Source organism: Ruegeria sp. YKSD163, from assembly GCF_059612905.1.
In genome coordinates this window covers 212,487-234,134 of sequence record NZ_JBXWRM010000006.1, presented here as the reverse complement: position 1 = coordinate 234,134, position 21,648 = coordinate 212,487, and the positions used below count along the sequence as shown (strand labels likewise).

The window sequence follows — 21,648 nt, the reverse complement described above, 5'->3', positions numbered from 1 at the left end:
TCTGACATCACGCTTGAAATCGGGGTGGAGAGCCACGACAAACTCTATCGCAATCCTTTCCTCGATCCGCTGAAACCCCATGAACTCAAGGCAAATATCGCCACGCCGAAAAATCCGAGCAATGCCTGAAGCAGATATCGACCGCATCTACGACTACGACCCGCAATACCTGGCCGACATCCTGAAGTCTGTCAAAATCATCGCCATGGTGGGGGCCAGTGCGGACAAGACCAAGTTCAGCTATGGCGTACTGCGCCAGCTTAGCGAAATCGGCTACGACATCCTACCGGTCAATCCCAATCCGACTGTCACCGAAATCCGGGGATTGAAGGTCTATCACTCTCTGGAGGAAATCGACCAGCCGGTCGACATGGTAGATGTTTTCCGACCCAAAGAGGAGCTTTACGGCTTCGCCGAGAAAGCCATCGCCATCGGGGCAAAAGTGCTTTGGGGTCACGGACGAGGCGGACCTCAGGTGCTGCGATCGAAGTTCCCAATTTCGGCAAGGAAAAGAACCATCGTCTTCACCGGTAACAGAAACGCTACGGTCTTATTGAATTCCGCGCGACGAAGACAGCCTTGAAAGAGCCGCAACCAACAAGTTCAATCACTTGCTGGCGGAGATGAGCGCAAGATGAACTACTGGGTACTGGGACAGCAAAACACCGGGGAATATTCCGGTTTTCTCAAGCCGCTCGACGGGGATCTTGGCCATGTCGAACTCGTCGATACCAGCATCGACATCGGCATCAAGCCGATCATGCAGTTCCTCGTCATGACCGCCGGGCGGCAAGTCAAACCGGAGCGGTTGCAGCGCAAGGTCAGTCACGACATGAGTGCGGACCGGATCGACGATCTGGCGATGGTGCACACCTGTCTGACGGTCTCCGAGTCGCTCAAGGCGCTGATCGAGCAATTTGCGCCGGGCGATGTGCAATACGAACCCTTCGACGTGATCGGCAAGCGCGACGGGGCGTTTCAGCAAAGGCGCTACTGGTTCATCCCGACGGTGCGGCTGCACGCGATGGACAAGGAAAAGACGCGGCCGACGCTCGCAGATATCGGGTATTTCAGGCAGTCAACGCCTTTGGAAGACCAGCATATCGTCTTCGATGCCAGCGTCACCGACAACCGGGCGATATTCGCCAGTGCGGAATATCCCGGCATTCTTTTCGTCAGCGACGCCCTCGTGGAAGCGATCGAAGCGTCGGGCCTGACCGGCGCGCGGTTCCGGCGAAATTTCCCGGCAGAGTAATTCAGGTCAGGTATTAATCATGGCAGACTTCTTCAGCTTCCGCCGCGCCGCGGTGCCAGGTTGCGTTGCAGGTCCTTACGGTCAGAGGGGAAATGTGTGATGGGCGCGGTCATTTCTTACGACGACGAAACCTGCGTAGACCCGGTGCTGCTTCCGCCGGAAGGGCGGGCGTTCGGATCTCAGATGGCCGATGCGGTCGACCGCTACCTGCGGGACGTGCACAGCAAGGCCCGGGTTGCTTACGGCACGGAGATCATGGCCAAGGGTGAACCCTTTGACCGCTACGCCTACGATTTCGCCATCGCGGCGCGGGTCGCCTTACCAGAGGAGATGTTTCTGCCGAAGGTCATCGTGAAGACTGGCGTGACAATCCCGGATTTCTACTCCAATTTCGGGTTCCTGTTCGTCAGCGATGCCTTCAAGGCCCTGGTGCAGGACTTCGACGGGGACATTCACCAATTCGTTCCGGTCGAGATCGTGGACGCGAACGGCGCGCCCTATACCAAGTCGGGCTTTTCCTATTTCAAATGCCGGCAGGTGCTCGATACGGTCGACGAGACCAGCGAGCGCCTCGATTTCTCGCATCACCGGACCGCGCGCCCCGGCGATCCCAGCCCGTTCACCTACACGGTCCGCAGCCCGTTCCGGGTCTTCAAGGACAAGGTCGGGACCGCCGGTATTTGGCGAGAACTCAGGTGCCTTTACGGCTATTTCGCGTCCGAGGCCTTTCTGGCCCGGGCGCAGGCTCAAGGGTTGACGGGTATCTACAGATACACAGATTTCGAAGAAGTTCGGGCAGTATAGGCGGGGGCGATTGTATGCGGCGCAACGCAGGAAGCAGAATGCAAGAAAAGGCCACAGCGCCGATACATTGGCGTGCCAACATATCAAGAAGGGTGACCCGCGCATGACATGGATACTTGTTCACCATGCATCCTTCGGGCCGTTTTTTCCGGAGGGACGTTTCGAAACGCGGCAGATCAGACCCAAGAAGGCGATTGTTGCTGACTGCCGGCGGTGTTATCCGCCTCGAAAGCCAACGGAAAGGTAGCTTATGCTGGGAAGAACGATGTGTATGTTCGCAATGGTTGCGATCGCTACTGACGCACATGGGGCGTCGTTTAGACAAGACTGCATAGCAACGGACGCACGCGCTTACTTTGGGCCTAGTTCAGAAGGTGAAATTGCACCTTCGCAGACTTCACGCGGAGATTCCGTATCTTTTGATTTCATTGTTTCGGACGGGGTTGTTGTTGTCTTTTTGTCTGTTTCCAACGACGAGCATCCTGCGCGAATGCGAGTGAGTCTGAATGGACAACATACCGACAGAGTTTCGCGTCCGGAAATTGAATATGCCAATGAAGTCGGTGGTGGCAACATCTCGCTGATGGATAGCGATATTTCAATGAGTTCCGATTGGCATCGACCAGATCCGTCGTCCGATCTTATGTGGCCCGACCGAGGCTGGAGCGCCTCGTTGAAATACGGATACCCGGCACCTTCAGGTTTCTTGATCGTTAGCGATGATACGCGACAGGGTGCCAACGGTGTATACATGGAGATGATCGACGTGGTTTGTGCAGATGGTTTCAAAGACTACCGCGCGCTCGAGCACGCACTTAGGGCAGAGTTCACAAACTTGGTTCATCAGTAGGGGACGAAATCGCTTCTTCAATTGTACCCAAAAAAAGAGTTGTTGGTGCGTCGAGACCAAACAAAACCTGCCGATGTCGATCCCGAGAGTGACCGGGCCGTTCAGCGCTCAAATCGGTCCACTGGACCGATTTGCGGGATGCGCCTCACCTAGCTCCGCGCGCGTCTTTCCATAGTCGATCAGGCTCGAGCGGTCGAGGTGCCCGATCTTCTCCTTGCCCAGATCGCGATTGAGGGTCGTGAGCGTGGCGGCCTTGGCTCGCGACGCGGCGGTTTCCCTACCTCGCACATATCGGTTATATGAAGGTCGATGAGGTCGCCAAAGGTCTGGAGGCGGGAAACGGACGACTTGTTCGGCGCCAGCCCCTGATCGACCCGGGTCTCCGCCTGGCGGGCCCAACGATGGGCGTCGTCGCGGCGGAGGAACGTCTCGCTCGCGTAGCGGCCCTTTCGTCTGATCTGGACCCGGTAGGCACCGGAGGGGAGCTTGGTGATGGAGGCCATTTTCGTGTGCGCTGTGTGTGCAATGAGTCGTCGTAGAGGGGCAAATTCGGGGATATTGGGGCGTAGTGCAGCGTAGCAGCATCCGCCGCCAACAGTTTGAAGATACACAAAAATGCAAATAAATCAACACGCTAGATTGTCCGCGGCCCCTATGATGGACTGGACAGATCGGCATTGCCGCTATCTGCATCGGCTGCTCAGTCGACAGACGCTGCTTTATACCGAGATGGTGACCGCGCCGGCTTTGGTCCGGGGGGGCGCATTACATCTGTTGGAATATAGCCCCGAAGAACATCCGGTGGCCTTGCAACTGGGCGGCTCGGACCCCGAGGAATTGGCGCAGGCGGCGCGGCTGGGGGCGGATGCGGGCTATGACGAGATCAACCTCAACTGCGGCTGTCCGTCGGACCGGGTGCAGTCGGGCACATTCGGGGCAGTGCTGATGAAACATCCCGGGCTGGTGGCCGAGTGTGTGGCCGCCATGCGCGCGGCAGTCGATGTCGAGGTGACGGTGAAATGCCGGATCGGGGTCGACGATCAGGACCCCGAGACCGTGTTGCCCGATTTCCTGGAACAGGTCGCCGGGGCTGGGTGCCAGCGGGTCATCATCCATGCGCGCAAGGCCTGGTTGCAAGGGCTGAGCCCGAAGGAGAACCGGGACATCCCGCCGCTCGATTACGATCTGGTGCACCGGATGAAGGCGCGGTTTCCCGAACTGCATATCTCGATCAATGGCGGTATCGACACGCTCGCGGCGGCGCGGGCGCATCTGGACGCGGGGCTGGATGGGGTGATGATCGGGCGGGCGGCCTATCACCAGCCTGCCGATATCCTGTGCCAGGCCGATCCTATGATCTATGGCACGGGCGAGGCCAGCGACCCGGTGACGGTGGCGCGTGCCATGCTGCCTTATATCGAGGCGCATCTGGCCAATGGCGGGCGGCTGCATCAGGTGACCCGGCACATGCTCGGGCTGTTTGCCGGGCGCCCGGGTGCGCGCGGCTGGCGGCGGATGCTGTCCGAAGGCGCGGTGCGCCCGGGCGCCGGGCCGGAGCTGGTCGAGGCGGCGCTGGGACAGGTTGCCGGGTAAGCGCCGCGACCTTGGGAAAAGGTAGGATGCAATGATTGCCTATGTCACTGTTGGCGCCGATGACATCGCTGCTGCGAAACGGTTCTATTCGGCCTTCCTGCCGTTGCTGGGATATGGTCTGAAAGAGGGGCCCGAGGGCCTCAGCTATGCGCTGCCGGTGGCGCCGGGGCAGTCGCCGCTGCTGCCGGATTTCTATGTCAAACCGCCCTTTGACGGTGGCCCCGCCTCGGCCGGGAATGGCGCCATGGTCGCCTTTGAGGCGCGCAATCAGGCGCAGGTGCGCGCGTTGCATGCCGCGGCCCTTGTTGCGGGCGGCGCGGACGAGGGGCAACCGGGGTTTCGCCCCGATTATGGGCCGCAGTTCTATGTGAGCTATCTGCGTGACCCGCAGGGCAACAAGATCGCGCTGTTCTCCAGCAACCCGGCAGAGCCCGGGCGGGACGGGTAGGGGCCAGTGATTCAGCGCAGGTGATAGCCGCGAAACTCCTTGACTGTCGACAGGCTGAGCAGCGTTTTCATCTGCGACACGGCCGGGATCGCCGACAGTGAACTGCGGTAAAGCGCCTCGTAATCAGCGGGGGAATGCACGCAGACCCGGATCAGGAAATCGAACTCACCGGTGATCATGTGGCATTCCAGGATCTCGGGCATCGACAGGATTGCCTTTTCAAAGGCTTCCAGGTCTTCGCGCCGTTGCGAATTCAGTTTCACCTCGATAAAGACCTGCACCTCCAGCCCCACGGTCTGGCGGTCGATCTGGGCGGCATAGTTGCGGATGATGCCCTCGGCTTCCATCAGCTTGACGCGCCGGTGACACGCCGATAACGACAGCCCGATCCGCTCGGACAGGGCCGACATCGAGATCTGGCCGTCCTGCTGCAAGACGGAAAGAATCTTCTTGTCTAGGCTATCCATCGGAAATTTTCTCACTTCGCCAGTCAGATTAGGATTTTTTCCGAAAATTTTCCAACTGACAAGGAATTTTCGAAACAAATCGTCTGATCTGTGGTGTACTTTACAAGTGCGTCAGAAAGACGCGCAGCATTCCCAGGGAGGAAGACATGACAACCAAATTCGTCGTCGGCTACGACGGCAGCGCGGCGTCCCGCAGGGCGCTCGACTTCGCCATGGAGCGGGCGAAGGCTGGCGGAGCCTCGATCATCGTCGCACATGTTCTGGAATGGTCGCCTTACTCGTTCCTGACACCGACCGAGATCGAAGAGCGTCACAAGCGCCGCGCCGAGGAAATGGCCCGCGCCGAAACCGCGATCCTGGCCCCGCTCAAGGCGGAGCTGGCCAGCAGCGGCGTCGAGGTCGAGACCGCGATCCGCTACGGGCAGGTCGCCGACACGCTGTGTGACATCGCCACCAAGAGCGGTGCGGCACAAATCTTCATCGCACGTCAGGGTGAAAGCGGCCTGGCCGCGCGTGTTTTCGGCTCGGTTGCCGGAACGCTCGCACAATGCGCCCCCGTGCCTTGCACGATCGTGCCGTAAACGGCCAACAGACGAGGGATATCATGAACACATCCATCAAAGCCGCGGCACTGGCCGCGCCCATGGCCGCGCTCAGCGCAGCGCCGGTCCTGGCCCAATCCGTCGACGAGAAGGTCAATCAGATCTTCGCAAGCTCGACCGGCTGGTTCGTCAATTTCATTTTCAGCCCCTTTCCCGGCACCTCCTTTCCCTGGATCGTGATGTGGCTGGTGATCGCCGCTACGGTGTTCACGCTCTATTTCGGGTTCATCCAGTTCCGGGCGTTTCCGCATTCCATCTCGCTGGTCAAGGGCGACTATTCCGACCCCAATGACGCGGGCGAGGTCAGCCATTTCCAGGCGCTGGCCACCGCGCTGTCGGGTACCGTGGGTCTGGGCAACATCGCCGGTGTGGCCGTTGCCGTGGGCATCGGCGGTCCGGGCGCGACCTTCTGGATGATCCTTGCCGGTCTGATGGGCATGGCGTCGAAATTCACCGAATGTACGCTGGGTGTGAAATACCGCAACGAATATGCAGACGGCACCGTTTCGGGCGGCCCGATGTATTACATGACAAAGGGTTTTGAAGAGCGCGGCATTCCGGCGGGCAAGTTCCTGGCCATCCTGTTCTCGATCTTCTGTATCCTGGGCGCCTTTGGTGGCGGCAACATGTTCCAGGCCAACCAGGCGCATGCGCAGATCACCAATGTTGTGGGTGAGTTCCCGGGCTGGATCACCGGCCTGATCTTTGCCGGTATCGTGTTTGCGGTCATCGTCGGCGGCCTGAAATCCATCGCCAGTGTGACCGAAAAGGTCGTTCCGTTCATGGGCGTTCTTTATGTGGCCACCGCGCTGGTGATCATCCTGATGAACGCGGACATGATCGGCTGGGCCTTTGGTCAGATCTTTGCCGGTGCCTTCACCGGGGCCGGCGTGGCCGGCGGCATGGTCGGCGCGCTGATCCAGGGCTTTAAGCGGGCCGCCTTCTCGAACGAGGCGGGCGTGGGTTCGGCGGCTATCGCCCACTCGGCGGTGCGCACCAAGGAACCGATCACCGAAGGTTTCGTGTCGCTGCTGGAGCCGTTCATCGACACCGTGGTGATCTGCACCATGACCGCGCTGGTGATCATCATCACCGGTCAGCTGGTCAGCGATCCGAACACCGGCCTCTACCTGCTGGACGAGGGCGCAAGCACCATCCAGACCGTGGACGGCAACAAGGGCGTGGCTCTGACCTCGGCGGCCTTCTCCTCGGCCTTCCCGTTCTTCAAGTACATCCTGGCCATCGCGGTGATCCTGTTTGCCTTCTCGACCATGATCAGCTGGTCCTATTACGGCCTGAAGGCCTGGACCTTCCTGTTCGGCGAAGGCAAGACCACCGAACTGGTGTTCAAGGTGATCTTCTGCCTCTTCGTGGTGATCGGCGCGTCGGCCAGCCTGGGCCCGGTCATCGACTTCTCGGATGCGGCGATCTTTGCCATGGCGGTTGTCAACATCATCGCGCTCTATCTGCTGATGCCGATCGTCAAGAAAGAGCTCGACTCCTATCTGTCGCGGCTCAAGTCGGGCGAAATCAAGAAGTTCAACTAAAGCTTTGGACTAAAATGAAAAGGGCGGGGGAAACCCCGCCCTTTTGCGTTGGAGGAAAAGTAAGTGACCTGAGCGGGCCTCTTGCCTGTGGAGGGGCATCGTGGCGCGCAGCTGTCCCGGCCCGATGATCCGATCGTCAGCCCATCCTCTCAAAAGTCTGCCTTGGCAGGAGATGCGGACGTTGTGAATGACCAGAGCTCTGGCTTTGGCAGGGATTATTCCGCCGCCAATGCTTTCTGCCGACAATAACAGGATGCCTTGATGGGCACCTCGGATCGAGCCACCGCCTTGTCCAGCTGAAGCTTGATGTGGGCGGCCTCAACCGTTTCGCCACGCCGGGTGAGGCATTCGTGCAGACCGTGCAGGCTCCACACGTTTCCCGGATGCTGGCATGCCCGGCTGAGCGTGGTGTCCAGACCAAGGTCGGCGCGATATACCGCCTCTGCTTCCTCCATCTGACCCTGTTCAAGGAGCAAGGCACCGAGCGCGTGGCGGGTGGGCTGCATCCATCCCCAGGGCTCGTCGTAGGGGAGGTTGTCGTCGATCTCCACAGATTTGCGCAGATGATCAAAAGCGGTTTCGTGCTCTCCCTTGTGATAGGCGAGTTCACCCAGCATCATTTGTTCGGCGACCTTGAGAATGTCACGACACGTGTTGTTAAACAGCATGCGGCTTTCGGGGACCCGCGCCAATGCCTCATAGAACTCTGCCTTTTCTTGCTCGGCCTCCGCGATCCTGTGCAGGTTGGCCAAGGCAACCGTGCGCGCATAGCGCATCATGGCGATCGTTACGCAATAGAGCTCTTCATCCTTTGGCAGATCCTGATCCAGAATATCCTGCCACCGCCCAAATCTGATCAGCACATGCTGTTTCATGGGGACGAAGCCTTCAAACCAGTCGGCCATCGGGCGAAGAGTTTCCGATGGCAAGGTGTCGATGAGTTCTTCGGCCGCTTCCAATGCAGCTGTGGGCTGCCCCAGGAACATCGCACCGTAGATCTTGAAGTGATAGTTGTGGCACCGATAGACGGAGTAGAAGTTGTCCGGTCCTTCGCGCTCGAGGAATTTCCGGTCTGCCACAATGGCCGCATGATTGCGTAGCACCACGTTCATGTAATCTCCGCACAAGACGTCGACATGGGTCGGCATATGGAGCAGGTGTCCGGCATCAGGTACCAAAGTGCTCAATGCATCCCCGTGACGAAGCGCCCGCTCGGGATGCGGCGACATCTCCATCAGATGAATGTACATGTGTAGCAGCCCAGCGTGCTGCCATGCGCCGGGAAGCGAGGCAAAAGCTTTGTCGAGCAACGCGATGGCTTCAAGCGTGTCGGCCCCATCCGCCGGCTTCCCTGTCGGGAGATCCCAAAGCTGCCAGGGTGTTCGGTTCATGATCGCCTCGGCAAATATGGCGCACACATCGAGATCCCGACCGAATTGGGCATGAACTTTTCGCATCGCGTCGGCGAACGCATCATTCCATGGGCTGAAATCCTCGATATCCGATGATGTGGGGTAGCGCGCCGGGATGGCTTCGATCAGAGCGCGCTCAACCGGTGTTAGCTGGTCGAGCAGCGCCATGGCTGAACCGATGGACGACTTCGCCAGTCCTAGGCAGTCAGGCTTTTCCTCATCTTCAAACGCCTCCCAAGGCTTGTTGTAGTTTGGCCCGATACAGTAGGCGATGCCCCAGTACGCCATAGCGCAGCCCGGATCTTCAGCCACGGCATTCTGAAAACATATGATCGCCTCTTCGTGGTTATAGGCGTATGTCCAGGCCAAACCCCGGTCAAACCAACGCTGTGCTGCATCCGACCTTGTTGTCACTTTCCGGGAATAGCTCCCGAGTTCGTAATATTCCATCGCACTATCCTTCCATCCAATTGTTTAACCATACGACGGAAGCGCTCGTTTCCAAAGGGGCGGTGCCAACGGGTTTCCATGTGGGCATAGGCTCAAGATACTGGTTGCTTCGGACGCTGATCTGCCGTTCTCCATTTTGTTGCATATTCAGGGTCGGCTGACGACGTGAGGGTCAACTTCATGTGACGTTGGACACACGCACTTGTCCTACAAGACCGCTTTTCCTTGCCACGCCGGCGTTGTACCCCTGACGGAACCCAAGAGCGGAGACTGCCCCATGCCCGATACGATGCTGCTGTTGCAGATGCTGGCCCTGCTGATTGTGATCGGCGCCTTTGCCGGGGTGCTGGCGGGGCTGCTGGGCGTGGGGGGCGGTATCGTGCTGGTCCCGGCTTTCTTCTACGCGTTCCAGACGCTGGGCTATGGCGGGCCGCAGCTGATGCAGATGTGCCTGGCCACGTCGCTGGCCACCATCATCGTGACCTCTCTGCGCTCGGTTCTGAGCCATAACAAGAAGGGCGCGGTGGATTGGGATATCCTGCGCGGCTGGGGGCCGGGGATCGCGCTGGGTGCGGTTCTGGGTGTCATGGTGGCGGCTTCGCTGCGCTCGGTCGCGTTGCAGGCGCTGTTTGGCGTGCTGGGGATCGTGATTGGCGCCTATCTGGGGCTGGGGCGCGCCCATTGGCGGTTGGGCGAGGCGATGCCTGTCGGCCCGCGCCGGTTGATCCTGTCGCCGATGGTGGGGTTCCTGTCGGTACTGATGGGGATCGGCGGTGGCAGTTTCGGCGTGCCGCTGATGAGCCTTTACAACACGCCCATCCATCGCGCGGTTGCCACCGCCGCGGGTTTTGGCGTGATCATCGCGGTGCCCTCGGTGCTGGGGTTCCTGCTGTTGCAGATCGACCCGGCGCAGCGGCCGCCGCTGACAGTGGGGGCAGTCAATCTGGTGGCATTCGGCGTGGTCATCTGCATGACGCTGATCACCACGCCCTGGGGGGTGAAGCTGGCCCATGCGATGGACCCCAAGCCGCTGAAACGCATCTTTGCCGTGTTCCTGACGCTGGTGGCGCTCAACATGCTGCGCAAGGCTCTGGGATGGTAGAGGAGTTTCTGCGCCGGGGCTGGCTGCGGTTTCCCTTTGATCCGGTACTGGCCCGTTGGTGCGCTCATGTTCTGCCTGTCGCGCGGCGTGCGGTGACCGATCCTGCCCATGCGCAATGGCTCGATTGCGAGGGCACCTGGTTCATCGGTGTCGATGCGCTGGACAACGATGCTGAGGGCCGGGTGGGGGATGGTCCGGTGCTGGCCGGGCAGGCGGTGGACTATATCCGCCGTCATCTGAGCATGTTGCCCCTGCATCGCGGTCAGATCTCGGTCACCTATCCCGGCTATCCCCGCCCGCGCCGGGGCGAGGGCGAGGCAGCCTTCCGCTATCGCCTGAACCGGGGGGCGGCGCATGTGGACGGGTTGAAGCCCTCGGGCCCCGACCGTCGCCGTCATGTCGATGAACCGCATGGCTGGATCCTCGGCCTGCCGCTGACCGAGGCGCCGCCCGAGGCCGCGCCGCTTATTCTGTGGGAGGGCAGCCACCGCATCCTGGGTCCTGCGCTGGCCCGCGCGATGGAAGGGTATCCGCCCGAGGACTGGCACCGGGTCGACGTGACCGACGCCTATCAGTCCGCGCGGCGCGAAGTGTTCGAAACCTGCCCGCGAATCGCCCTGCATGCGCGCCCGGGCGAGGCCTATCTCCTACATCGGCACTGCCTGCACGGGGTCGCCGCCTGGGCCGAAAGTGTGGATGCCGTTCCCGATGGACGCATGATTGCCTATTTCCGGCCCGAACTACCCGGAGGGGTTAGAGAGTGGATCGAGTACCCGTAAACGGGGAAAAATACCTCCCAATACGTGAAATGCACATCTTGCTTTCGCGGGGAGGGTGTAAACTGGAAACAATCCGAAAAACCCCGCTAACTTCCTGAAAAATGTGATATTTTTGCTCAGTTTTTTGGGGTTTGGGGGGATGTGATTATGCTGACGGCTCTTATTTTGCTCGGCACGGCCCTGACGGTCGGGACCATCGTTTGGGCGATAGATGAAAGCGATGATGACGACAATTCGGGCGGGGGCGAAGAACCGCCTGAAAGCCCCGAGATCACCGGTACCGAGGGCAACGATCTGCTTCAGGGAACGGATCTGGCAAACAGGATCAGCGGTGGTGCCGGGGATGACACCCTGTCCGGCGGCGGCGGTGATGACGTGATCTTTGCGGGGCTCGGCAATGACAGCGCCGATGGCGGCACTGGCAACGATGCGCTGCGTGGGGCGGGTGGCAACGACACGCTGTCGGGAGAGGGCGGTGACGACTTCCTGCATGGCAGCACAGGTCAGGACCTTTTGTCTGGCGGTGCCGGGAGCGACACGGTGCAGGGTGGCTTTGGAAATGACCGTTTGTCCGGCAATGGCGGCGATGACAGTCTTGACGGTGGCGGCGGGTCGGATTCGGTCTTTGGCGGTGACGGCAATGACGCCGCCGATGGCGGTAGCGGGGATGATGTGCTGCGCGGACAGGAGGGCGACGACTCCCTGTCCGGCGGCGACGGTGCCGACCTGCTGCATGGCAGTACCGGGCTAGATCATCTGGACGGAGGCGCGGGCAACGACACTCTACTGGGCGGCTATGGCAGCGACCGGTTGTCGGGGGGCGCTGGCAATGACAGCCTCGATGGCGGGGTCGGGCCGGATGTGATCGACGCCGGGGACGGTAACGACATCGCATTGGGTGGCGCTGGAGACGACGTCCTGCGTGGTCAGGAGGGCGAAGACAGCCTGGCGGGCGGTGACGGCGCCGATGTGCTGCGCGGCGGTCTGGGCAAGGACATTCTGCTGGGCGGCAATGAAAACGACACCTTGCTGGGTGGCTATGCTGCAGACTGGATCCTTGGCGAGGCGGGCGCTGACAGTCTCGACGGCGGTGCCGGATACGACATGCTGGACGGTGGCGACGGCAATGACACGATCATGGGGCTTGTCGGCCGGCCCGGCACTGCGGCCCCGGGCGTGATCGACCGACTGGATCCTGACACCATCCTGGGTGGTGCGGGAGATGACGAGTTGTGGCTGGGCAGCGGCGATCAGGCCACCGGCGGCGATGGGGCCGACACATTCGTTGTCGGGCCCTGGATGCAGGAGACCGCGGTTGCGCGGATCGACGATTTCAATGCCGCCGACGATCGGCTTCGGATCGAGGTGCCCAGCGGCATCAGCGGCGATGTGACCGTCGAGGAAGAGCCCGACAATGAGGGCGTTGCGCTTGTCCTTTACGACGGCGTCATCGTGGCGTGGATCGACGGGGCCTATCCAGGCCTGACAGCCGCCGATATCCAGGTTGTGGAAAACGATGACCTGCTGACGGCCTGACGTCTTGGATCACAGAGTGCCGTCCGCGCATTCCGGATGCGGGCGGCGTCTGTTCAGGCAAAGAGCAGTTCAGTCCTGCGCCTGCCGCGCGGCCCGGCCTCCCCGGCGCTTGCGCAGTTGCGGCGCGCGGCCCGGCAAGTCTTCCATGATGGCGCGGCGTTCCTCGGGCTGCATCTTCGACCAGCGTGAGATCTCGTCAATCGAGCGATAGCAGCCGGTACAGATGCGCTCGGTCGGGTGCACCACGCAGATGCGGATGCAGGGGCTGTCGACCTCGTTGCGTTTCCAGACCATGTCGGACATCGGCCAAAGCCCCCTAGAGATTGCGCAGGCGATCCAACGCCCCCTGCAAGATATAGGCCGCCGCCACATGGTCGATCACCTCTGAGCGACGCTTTCGTGTCGTATCCGCCTCAAGCAGCGCCTTTTCTGCGGCAACCGTGCTCAGGCGCTCGTCCCAGAAGGTGATCGGAACCTCGGTCAGGCGGCTCAGGTTGCGGGCAAAGGCGCGGGTCGACTGACAGCGCGGCCCCTCGCTGCCATCCATGTTGCGGGGCAGGCCCAGCACGATCCCTGCGATCTCGCGCTGCTCGAGAATTGCAAGCAGGGCGCTGGCATCCAGCCCGAACTTCTTGCGGCGGATGGTTTCCAGCGGGGTGGCCACGCCGCGCATCCGGTCGGACACGGCGACACCGATGGTCTTGTCACCCAGATCAAGCCCGGCCAGCGCGCTGAACGGGGGCAGGGCGGCGGCGAATTCCTCGACCGTGTCGCAGATCATTCGGCCAGCCCCGCCTTTTGCGCGGCGCTCTCGATCAGCACCAGCGCATCCGCGCTTTCGGCATAGACCTGACGCGCTTCGTCCAGGATGGCGCGGGCGCGGTCGGTTTCGCCCAGCACGGCAAGGGCGCCGATCAGGCGACCCCATTCCTGCGGCGTTCCGCCTTCGGTGGCCAGCCGGGTCGACAGGCGGGTCACCATGCCACGGATCATTTCGGCCCGGGTCTCTGCGTCCATTTCAGAAGCCGCTTCGATATCCTCTCGCCGGGGTCCGGGCAGCGCGGTGGTGGCTGGCGGGGCGGGCGGGGTATAGTCGGTGACCCCGGCGCGCATCGCCAGTTCGCCGATCTGGTCTCGGATCGCCTCGCCCCAGGCAGTGCCCGCCGGAGCGGTCTGCAATGTACGCGCCCAAGTGTTGAAGGCCAGGTCGGGCCGCCCGATCTGGGCCAGCATGGTGCCCCAGTAATAACGCGCGGGCCCGTATTCGGGGTCACGCCGCAGCGCCTCGAACAGCGCGGCCTCGGCCTCGGGCGAGACATAGCCGCCGGCGGCGCGGATCATCAATTCGGCCTGTTCGGTGTAATCCTGCGGGCTGGCATCGCCCTGAAGCAGGGCGATTACGCGTCCCTTGGCGGTATAGGCCGCCTGGAAGTTGCCGGTATTGGCCTCATGCTGGGCCAACAACATATGGCCCTGGATATCGTCGGGGCGCTGGGCCACGGTGTCGCGCAGTTTCTCCAGCAGATCGGCATAGCCAGGTTCCAGCTGAAGCGCGGGCTGCGGCGGCACGCGGGCTTCTGCCTCGGTCTGGCCGGGACGGTCGGTGCGGTTGGCCTGCGCAATGTCGAGGCGCAGTTGCAGCGGCAGGTCGCCATAGCCCGGCGCGCCCAGCCGGGAGTAGAGCGTCATCGTGCCGCCCACGATCACCACCGCGCCCACCAGCGCCGCCAGCCCGACCTTGCGGCGGGACTGTTCACCGCCTTCGGCCTCGGCGCGCATCTGGGTATCGGCGGCCAGGATGCGGCGCGAGATTTCGGTGCGGATGCGCTCGGCATCAGCGGCGTCGATCACGCCGCGCGCCAGATCGCGGTCAACGCCCGCAAGCTGATCGCGATAGACACGCAGGTCATAGGCCGCCGCCGGTTCCGCAGCAGCGCGCGCGCGCATCATCGACAGCGCCAGCAGCGCCGCCACGGTCAGGGCCATCAGGGTGACGAGGATCCAGAATGTCATGAGCGCTCCGCGTTGATGCCCTTCATCTAGACCTGCCTGTGCGCTGAAAAAAGGGGCAAAAGGACGCGAGGCGGTGCCATGTCGCAATCTCGCAATATTGCGGCGGTCCGGGACGGGGCTATGCTGGGGGGGCACGGCATATCTGCCACCAAGTCACGAACCGGATCGGATTCGCACATGAAGCACTATTCCGCCTTTGCCGTTGCGCGCGAAGCGCTGCGTTATCACACCGGATGGGAGCGCGCCTGGCGCTCGCCCGAACCGAAGAAGCGCTATGACGTCGTCATCGTCGGCGCCGGTGGGCACGGGCTTGCCACCGCCTATTACCTTGGCAAGAATTACGGCATCCAGAATGTGGCCGTGATCGAGAAGGGCTGGCTGGGCGGCGGCAATACCGGTCGCAACACGACCATCATCCGCTCGAACTACCTCCAGGACCCTTCGGCGGCGATCTATGAAAAGGCCCGCTCGCTCTACGAGACGATGAGCCAGGACCTGAACTATAACGTGATGTTCAGCCCGCGCGGCGTGATGATGCTGGCCCAGACCCAGCACGAGATCCGCGGCTACAAGCGCACCGCCCATGCCAATGCGCTGCAAGGGGTCAAGACCGAGTGGATCACCCCCGAGCGCGTCAAGCAGCTGGTGCCGATCATCAACCTGCACGGGCCCCGTTACCCGGTGCTGGGCGCGCTCTGGCAAGAGCGGGGCGGCACCGCGCGTCACGATGCGGTGGCCTGGGGCTATGCCCGGGCCTGTTCGGCCATGGGCATGGACATCATCCAGCAATGCGAGGTCACCGGCGTGCGCCGCGAGGGCGGGCAGGTCGTTGGTGTCGATACCACCAAGGGGTCGATCGACTGCGGCAAGCTGGGCGTCGTGGTGGCGGGTCATTCCGGCCAGCTGGCCGAGATGGCGGGCTTCCGCCTGCCGGTCGAGGCGCTGGCGCTACAGGCGCTGGTGTCCGAACCGATCAAGCCCTGCATGGACGTGGTGGTGATGGCCAACACGGTGCATGGCTACATGTCGCAATCAGACAAGGGCGAGATGGTGATCGGCGGCGGTACCGACGGGTTCAACAACTTTACCCAGCGCGGCAGCTTCCACCATATCGAGGAGACCGTGCGCGCCCTGGTAGAGACCTTCCCGATGATCAGCCGGCTCAAGATGCTGCGCCAATGGGGCGGCATCGTGGATATGACCGGCGACCGCTCGCCCATCATCTCGAAAACGCCGCTGGGCGGCTGTTTCATCAACTGCGGCTGGGGCACCGGCGGGTTCAAGGCGATCCCCGGATCGGGCTGGGCCATGGCACAGCTGATGGCAACGGGCCATTCGCCGCTGGCCGAGGCCTTCTCGCTGGACCGCTTCAAGGAAGGCCGCTTCATCGACGAAAGCGTGGCTGCAGGGGTGGCGCATTGACCAAGATTTTTCTCCGAAAAATCTTGTGCAGAGTTTTCGTCGAAAACTCTGCTCGCCGCGCAGACGCGAGGGGGGCGTGATGGCCTATTCCGAAGCCCTGGCCGAGACGATGCGCGCCGATCTGGGCGTCGAGCCGGGCTTGTCCGAAAAGAAGATGTTCGGCGGGCTCTGCTTTCTGTTGCATGGCAACATGGTCTGTGGCGTCACCCGCGACGGCGCCATGTACCGCCCCGGCAAGGCGCAAGAGGGCGCGGCGCTGGAACTGGGCGCGCAACCTCTCTCGTTCACCGGCCGCCCGATGGGCGGAATGGTGGAGTTGGACGCCGGCGCCTTTGAAGACGACGCGCTCCGCGCGAAACTGACCGAATTCTCGCTGGCCCATGCGGCTGGCCTGCCGCCGAAAGGATGAAGACATGCTGATCCTTACCTGTCCCTATTGCGGGGTCGAGGCCGATGAAACCGAACTCGCCGCAGGCGGCGAAGCGCATCTGAAGCGTTTCGGCCCGGGCTCGAGCGATGACGAGCTTCACGGCTATCTGTTCACCCGCGAAAACCCCAAGGGTGTGCATCTGGAACGCTGGCGGCATGCCTCGGGCTGCGGTAAGTGGTTCCATGCCGCCCGCTGTACCGCCACGCTGGAAGTATTCGGCACCTACAAGGCGCAGGTCAGCGGCCCGCCGCAGGAAATCCGCGACGCGATCTCGGCCCGCCGCCCCGGCTGGAGCTGGAGGGAATTCTCCTGATGTCCACCTTCTTCCCGTTCTTCTCTTGCGAAAGGTTCACGTAAGATGAGCACCCGTCTCGCAAAACAGGGCCGCCTGATCGACCGTTCGAAGCAGGTGACCTTTACCTTCAATGGCACCACCATGCGTGGGTTCGAGGGCGATACGCTCGCCTCGGCGCTTCTGGCCAACGACCAGATGATGATGGGCCGCTCGTTCAAGTATCACCGCCCGCGTGGGGTGGTGGCCAGCGGCGCAGAAGAGCCCAACGCACTGGTGGGTCTGGGTGAGGGGACGCGGTTCGAGCCGAACCAGCGCGCCACCACGACCGAGCTGTTCGATGGCCTCAAGGCCGCCAGCCAGAACCATTGGCCGAACCTCGATTTCGATATCGGAGCGGTGAACACCTATCTGTCGCGCTTTCTGCCGGCGGGGTTCTATTACAAGATGTTCATCCACCCGGCGCCGTTCTGGAAACATGTCTACGAGCCGATCATCCGCCGCTCGGCCGGTCTGGGCAAGGCGCCCGACAAGGAGCTGGTGGATGCCGATACCTATGAGCATTTCCATGTCCATACCGATATCCTGGTGATCGGCGGCGGCGTGGCCGGGTTGCAGGCGGCCAAGGTGGCAGCAAGCTCGGGCGCGCGGGTGCTGCTGATCGAACAGACCGCCCATTGGGGTGGCCGCGCGCCGGTCGATGGCGGCACCATCGACGGCTTGTCGCCCGACGAATGGGTGAGCCGCACCGTGGCCGAGCTGGAAGCGATGGAGAATGTCACCCTGCGCGCCCGTACCATGGGCGCCGGTGTCTATGACCATGGCTATGCGCTGGGATACGAGCGGGTGGCCGACCATACCCCCGGCGTGCCCGGGCCGCGCCACCGGTTGTGGCGGATCCGCGCCAAGCAGATCGTCAGCGCCACCGGCGCCATCGAACGCCCGCTGTCCTTTGCCGGCAACGATGTGCCCGGCGTGATGCTGGCGGGCGCGATGCGCGACTATGTGGTGAACTGGGGCGTGACCCCGGGCCAGCGCGTGTTGGTTGCCACCAACAATGACGATGCTTATCGCACCGCGATCATTCTGAAACAGGCCGGAGTCGATGTGCTGCGCATTCTCGACGCCCGCAAGGAGGGCGGCGGTGCGTTGGCCGACGAAGCGCGCGCGCTGGGCATCCGGGTCGATCCCGGCAAGGCGATTGCCAAGGTCAAGGGCGGAAAGCGGGTCAAGAAGGTCTCGATCTGTAACCAGGACGGTGTCGGCGGCGCGCGTGAAGAGGTCGAGGCCGATGCGGTCGCGATGTCGGGCGGGTGGTCGCCGGTGGTGCATATGTGGTCCCATTGCGGCGGCAAGTTGATCTGGGACCGCGCCAATGCGCATTTCCGCCCCGATCCCGATCGCCCGCCGCTGGGTGCGGATGGCAAGGGCTATGTGGTTGCCGCCGGTTCCGCCAACGGACCGCTGGCGCTGGATCAGGTGATGGCAGATGCCGATGCCGCAGGCAAGGCCGCGGCCAAAGCCGCCGGCTTTACCCCCAAGCGCACCAAGGCGCCCGAGGGCGCGGCCACGGGTGAGAACGCAATGGAGGCGGTCTGGCTGATGCCCGCCAATGCAGAAATCCAGCTGCGGATGAAATCCTGGCTCGACTTCCAGAACGACGTCAAGGTTTCGGACGTGCAGCTGGCGGCGCGCGAGGGCTATGAAAGCGTCGAGCATACCAAGCGCTATACCACGCTGGGCATGGCAACGGATCAGGGTAAGTTGAGCAATATCAACGGCTTGGCTATCCTTGCTGATGCGTTGAATTCAGATATCCCGCAGGTCGGCACCACCACCTTCCGCCCGCCCTATACGCCGATCTCGATGGGCGCCATCGGCGGCGAGGCGCGGGGCGAGGTGTTCCAGCCGGTGCGCAAGACGCCGATCTATGACTGGAGCAATGCCAATGGCGCCGACTGGGAACCGGTCGGCCAGTGGCGCCGTCCCTTTGCCTATGTCCGTCCGGGCGAAAGCGTGCATGACGCGGTCAATCGCGAGGTCAAGAACACCCGCGAGAACCTCGGCCTGCTCGATGCCTCGACGCTGGGCAAGCTGATCGTCAAGGGGCCGGACGCGGGCAAGTTCCTCGACATGCTCTACACCAACATGATGAGCACGCTGAAACCGGGCAAATGCCGCTATGGCCTGATGTGTTCGGAAAACGGTTTCCTCATCGACGATGGCGTGGTCGCGCGGATCGACGAAGATACGTTCCTGTGCCACACCACCACCGGCGGCGCCGAGCGTATCCATGGGCACATGGAGGAATGGCTGCAGACCGAATGGTGGGACTGGAAAGTCTATGTCGCCAACGTGACCGAGCAATATGCGCAGATCGCCGTGGTCGGCCCCAATGCCCGCAAGGTGCTGGAAAAGCTGAACGCCAAGGCGGGCGGCGGCATGGACCTGTCGGCCGAGGCGCTGCCCTTCATGGAATGGCGCGACGGGCGGATCGGTGATTTCGACGCGCGGGCCTATCGCATCTCGTTCTCGGGCGAGTTGAGCTATGAGATCGCGGTCCCGGCAAGCCAGGGCCTGGCCTTCTGGGAGGCGCTGGTGGATGCGGGCAAGGAATTCGGCGTCATGCCTTATGGCACCGAGACCCTGCACATCCTGCGTGCCGAAAAGGGCTTCATCATGATCGGGGACGAGACCGACGGCACCGTGATCCCGCAGGATCTGGGGCTGCACTGGGCTCTGTCCAAGAAAAAGGACGACTACCTGGGCAAGCGCGCGCAGGAACGCAGCCACATGGCCGACCGCGACCGCTGGAAACTGGTGGGTCTGGAAACGGTCGATGGCTCGGTTCTGCCCGATGGCGCCTATGCGGTGGGTGAGGGCGTCAATGCCAATGGTCAGCGTAACATGATCGGGCGGGTCACTTCGACCTATTACTCGGCCAACCTGGGCCGTGGCATCGCCATGGGCCTGATCCAGCACGGGCCGGACCGGATGGGCGAGATCGTCGAATTCCCCGGCACCGACGGCAAGACCTACAAGGCCAAGATCGTCGACCCGGTTTTCTATGACAAGGAAGGGGCGAAACAGAATGTCTAAACCTGTCAGCGCATTGATGGGTGCCGCCTATGACGGCATCGTGCGGGTCGAGGAATGTGGCTTGCAAGGCATGATCACCCTGCGGGGCGATCTGACTTCGAAACCGGTCATCGCAGCGGCTACCGGCGCCACCGGGCAGGACATGCCCGGCCAGCGCCGCGCCAACGTGGCGGGTCAAACCGGGCTCTGCTGGATGTCGCCGGACGAGCTGTTGGTGCTGGTGCCCCATGCTGAGGTGGGCGAAAAGCTGGCCGCCATGACCAAGGCGCTGGGCGATGCCCACAGCCTGGCGGTGGACGTGTCGGACGCCCGCGCCATGTTCCGTGTCTCGGGCGCACATGCGCGCGAGGTGATGGCCAAGCTCGCCCCGGTCGATTTCGCCCCGGGCGCGTTCGGCCCCGGCGATTTTCGCCGCTCGCGGCTGGCCCAGGTGGCCGGTGCCTTCTGGATGGAGGAGGATGGCAGCTTCTGTATCATCTGCTTCCGTTCGGTCGCCGATTACGTATTCAAGCTGCTGAAAGTGGCCGCACAACCGGGAAGCGCTGTCGGCGTGTTCTGAGCACTTCGGCGGCTTTATCGCCAGCGATTGAATTGCCCGGCCCCTGATGGGGGCCGGGCTTTTATTGTTGCGGAGCGATCATTAGCCGGGAAAGGAGAGGATTTGCGTCAGCGATATCTGGCGCGACGGCGTGTTCTGTACGATCCGTTGAGTGATCGAAGCTCCCAAGCGGCGTCTGATCCACCCGTTCAGCCGCTGAACAGAAAACTACGAAAGCGGGTTTGTGCCTCGGCTGTGGTCAGGTCGGCGCGGGCGCCGGTCTCGTCGGTGGCATCGGAATAGAATGCCAGATCTCGCGCCAGCTCTGCCATTGCGGGTGCGCGCTTCGTTTCTTCCAGAAACGGTGCGTGGGTCGACAGGTAAAAGGCCGGACGATGGGCGCGCAGCCAGTCTGTCAGTGTAGGCACGACGCCGAATTCGGCCCCCTCTACATCCATCTTGACCAAGGAGACGCCCGACAGGTCGACCGTTTGCGCGAACTGGTCCCAGCCGATGGTCAGCGCCTCGGTGCCATGCGCCCCAGATGCCAGCAGCGAGGTCATCGAATCCCCAGCCTCGCCCCCGAACGAGGCCATGCGCGCCAGCCCGAACCCGTCCGACAGCGCCACGCCAAAGACCGATACATTGCGGATGTCGTTCAGCTCCAGGTTCCACAACAGATGGCGCAGCGCCACCGGATCGGGTTCGAAACACCAGACATGGCGCGCCCGGCGCGCGGCATAAAGTACGGTCGGCCCGATCCAGGCACCAATATCGACATAGTCGCGATCGGGCGACAGGTGTTGGTCGAGCACGGCGAATGTCTCGGGCTCCCATCCGCCGGCCGTGGCCTTGCGCCAGAACTTGGAATGATAGGGGTCGAGCCGGAAGGGCTCGCCATTCAACGCGCCCTCGTAATAGCCGCGCGCCCGATAGGCCATCTTGCGCAATCCGGTGAACATGTGCCCCATACCCCGCTTTTGCCGTCTCGGCCCTTGACCTCTGCCCG

General features: G+C 62.4%; 22 protein-coding genes. 16 read left to right on the top strand and 6 right to left on the bottom strand.

Annotation, left to right across the window (positions count from 1 at the left end; all coding sequences use genetic code 11):
• The first annotated feature begins 121 nt into the window (after positions 1-121).
• From AC2FNA_RS10800 to AC2FNA_RS10775, 6 genes are all read left to right on the top strand, one after another.
• Positions 122-583 carry a CoA-binding protein gene (locus AC2FNA_RS10800; RefSeq protein WP_496826374.1) on the top strand — a complete coding sequence of 154 codons (462 nt, stop codon included), beginning with the start codon at positions 122-124 and terminating at the stop codon, positions 581-583.
• Between the two features lie 51 nt (positions 584-634).
• Entirely contained in the window at positions 635-1,255 is a 621-nt protein-coding gene (locus AC2FNA_RS10795) for an imm11 family protein (protein WP_496826372.1), read from the top strand.
• 99 nt (positions 1,256-1,354) lie between these two features.
• Positions 1,355-2,059 (top strand): imm11 family protein, encoded by a 705-nt coding sequence (locus AC2FNA_RS10790; RefSeq protein WP_496826370.1) that lies wholly within the window; start codon positions 1,355-1,357, stop codon positions 2,057-2,059.
• A gap of 271 nt (positions 2,060-2,330) precedes the next feature.
• Positions 2,331-2,909 carry a hypothetical protein gene (locus tag AC2FNA_RS10785; protein WP_496826368.1) on the top strand — a complete coding sequence of 193 codons (579 nt, stop codon included), beginning with the start codon at positions 2,331-2,333 and terminating at the stop codon, positions 2,907-2,909.
• 615 nt (positions 2,910-3,524) lie between these two features.
• Positions 3,525-4,502 (top strand): tRNA dihydrouridine(20/20a) synthase DusA, encoded by a 978-nt coding sequence (gene dusA, locus AC2FNA_RS10780; protein WP_496826366.1) that lies wholly within the window; start codon positions 3,525-3,527, stop codon positions 4,500-4,502.
• A 31-nt stretch (positions 4,503-4,533) separates the two neighbouring features.
• Positions 4,534-4,950 carry a VOC family protein gene (locus AC2FNA_RS10775; RefSeq protein WP_496826364.1) on the top strand — a complete coding sequence of 139 codons (417 nt, stop codon included), beginning with the start codon at positions 4,534-4,536 and terminating at the stop codon, positions 4,948-4,950.
• A gap of 11 nt (positions 4,951-4,961) precedes the next feature.
• Here the strand turns inward: AC2FNA_RS10775 and AC2FNA_RS10770 are convergent, their stop codons facing one another.
• On the bottom strand, positions 4,962-5,417 hold the full coding sequence (locus tag AC2FNA_RS10770; protein WP_234166270.1) for an Lrp/AsnC family transcriptional regulator: 456 nt from the start codon (positions 5,415-5,417) through the stop codon (positions 4,962-4,964).
• A gap of 146 nt (positions 5,418-5,563) precedes the next feature.
• Between AC2FNA_RS10770 and AC2FNA_RS10765 the strand changes: the two genes are divergently transcribed.
• Positions 5,564-5,998 (top strand): universal stress protein, encoded by a 435-nt coding sequence (locus AC2FNA_RS10765; RefSeq protein WP_234136350.1) that lies wholly within the window; start codon positions 5,564-5,566, stop codon positions 5,996-5,998.
• Between the two features lie 23 nt (positions 5,999-6,021).
• Entirely contained in the window at positions 6,022-7,566 is a 1,545-nt protein-coding gene (locus AC2FNA_RS10760; protein WP_496826361.1) for an alanine/glycine:cation symporter family protein, read from the top strand.
• 215 nt (positions 7,567-7,781) lie between these two features.
• Here AC2FNA_RS10760 and AC2FNA_RS10755 read toward each other — a convergent pair whose 3' ends face one another.
• On the bottom strand, positions 7,782-9,428 hold the full coding sequence (locus tag AC2FNA_RS10755; protein ID WP_496826359.1) for a tetratricopeptide repeat protein: 1,647 nt from the start codon (positions 9,426-9,428) through the stop codon (positions 7,782-7,784).
• Between the two features lie 277 nt (positions 9,429-9,705).
• On the opposite strand from AC2FNA_RS10755, the gene AC2FNA_RS10750 reads away from it, so the two are divergent.
• From AC2FNA_RS10750 to AC2FNA_RS10740, 3 genes are all read left to right on the top strand, one after another.
• Positions 9,706-10,530 carry a sulfite exporter TauE/SafE family protein gene (locus tag AC2FNA_RS10750; RefSeq protein WP_496826357.1) on the top strand — a complete coding sequence of 275 codons (825 nt, stop codon included), beginning with the start codon at positions 9,706-9,708 and terminating at the stop codon, positions 10,528-10,530.
• Positions 10,524-11,309 (top strand): hypothetical protein, encoded by a 786-nt coding sequence (locus AC2FNA_RS10745; RefSeq protein ID WP_496826355.1) that lies wholly within the window; start codon positions 10,524-10,526, stop codon positions 11,307-11,309. Before AC2FNA_RS10750 ends, AC2FNA_RS10745 begins: the two co-directional genes overlap by 7 nt.
• 147 nt (positions 11,310-11,456) lie before the next feature.
• Positions 11,457-12,845 (top strand): calcium-binding protein, encoded by a 1,389-nt coding sequence (locus AC2FNA_RS10740; protein WP_496826353.1) that lies wholly within the window; start codon positions 11,457-11,459, stop codon positions 12,843-12,845.
• A 69-nt stretch (positions 12,846-12,914) separates the two neighbouring features.
• On the opposite strand, the gene AC2FNA_RS10735 is transcribed toward AC2FNA_RS10740, so the two are convergent.
• The 3 genes from AC2FNA_RS10735 to ccmI are packed head-to-tail and all read right to left on the bottom strand — an operon-like array spanning position 12,915 to position 14,858.
• Positions 12,915-13,148, bottom strand: a complete 234-nt coding sequence (locus AC2FNA_RS10735; protein WP_496826351.1) for a DUF1289 domain-containing protein — start codon at positions 13,146-13,148, stop codon at positions 12,915-12,917.
• A gap of 13 nt (positions 13,149-13,161) precedes the next feature.
• Positions 13,162-13,626: a Holliday junction resolvase RuvX gene (ruvX, locus tag AC2FNA_RS10730; RefSeq protein WP_496826349.1), complete on the bottom strand. Its 465-nt coding sequence runs from the start codon at positions 13,624-13,626 to the stop codon at positions 13,162-13,164.
• The gene (gene ccmI, locus AC2FNA_RS10725) at positions 13,623-14,858 is read right to left on the bottom strand and encodes a c-type cytochrome biogenesis protein CcmI (protein WP_496826347.1); all 1,236 of its coding nucleotides are present in this window, start codon (positions 14,856-14,858) and stop codon (positions 13,623-13,625) included. Before ccmI ends, ruvX begins: the two co-directional genes overlap by 4 nt.
• Positions 14,859-15,035: 177 nt before the next feature.
• Between ccmI and AC2FNA_RS10720 the strand changes: the two genes are divergently transcribed.
• The 5 genes from AC2FNA_RS10720 to AC2FNA_RS10700 all read left to right on the top strand — a co-directional run bounded on the left by AC2FNA_RS10720 (position 15,036) and on the right by AC2FNA_RS10700 (position 20,660).
• Positions 15,036-16,280, top strand: a complete 1,245-nt coding sequence (locus AC2FNA_RS10720) for a sarcosine oxidase subunit beta family protein (RefSeq protein ID WP_030003226.1) — start codon at positions 15,036-15,038, stop codon at positions 16,278-16,280.
• Positions 16,281-16,359: 79 nt separating this feature from the next.
• The gene (locus AC2FNA_RS10715; protein WP_496826345.1) at positions 16,360-16,689 is read left to right on the top strand and encodes a TfoX/Sxy family protein; all 330 of its coding nucleotides are present in this window, start codon (positions 16,360-16,362) and stop codon (positions 16,687-16,689) included.
• Positions 16,690-16,693: 4 nt separating this feature from the next.
• Positions 16,694-17,023, top strand: coding sequence for a sarcosine oxidase subunit delta (locus tag AC2FNA_RS10710; RefSeq protein WP_496826343.1), 330 nt, complete (start codon positions 16,694-16,696; stop codon positions 17,021-17,023).
• 45 nt (positions 17,024-17,068) lie between these two features.
• A complete protein-coding gene (locus AC2FNA_RS10705) occupies positions 17,069-20,101 on the top strand; it encodes a sarcosine oxidase subunit alpha family protein (protein WP_496826341.1) in 3,033 nt (1,010 codons plus the stop codon).
• The gene (locus AC2FNA_RS10700; RefSeq protein WP_496826339.1) at positions 20,094-20,660 is read left to right on the top strand and encodes a sarcosine oxidase subunit gamma; all 567 of its coding nucleotides are present in this window, start codon (positions 20,094-20,096) and stop codon (positions 20,658-20,660) included. Before AC2FNA_RS10705 ends, AC2FNA_RS10700 begins: the two co-directional genes overlap by 8 nt.
• A 188-nt stretch (positions 20,661-20,848) precedes the next feature.
• Here the strand turns inward: AC2FNA_RS10700 and AC2FNA_RS10695 are convergent, their stop codons facing one another.
• Positions 20,849-21,601: an FkbM family methyltransferase gene (locus AC2FNA_RS10695; RefSeq protein ID WP_496826337.1), complete on the bottom strand. Its 753-nt coding sequence runs from the start codon at positions 21,599-21,601 to the stop codon at positions 20,849-20,851.
• Positions 21,602-21,648 lie beyond the last annotated feature (47 nt).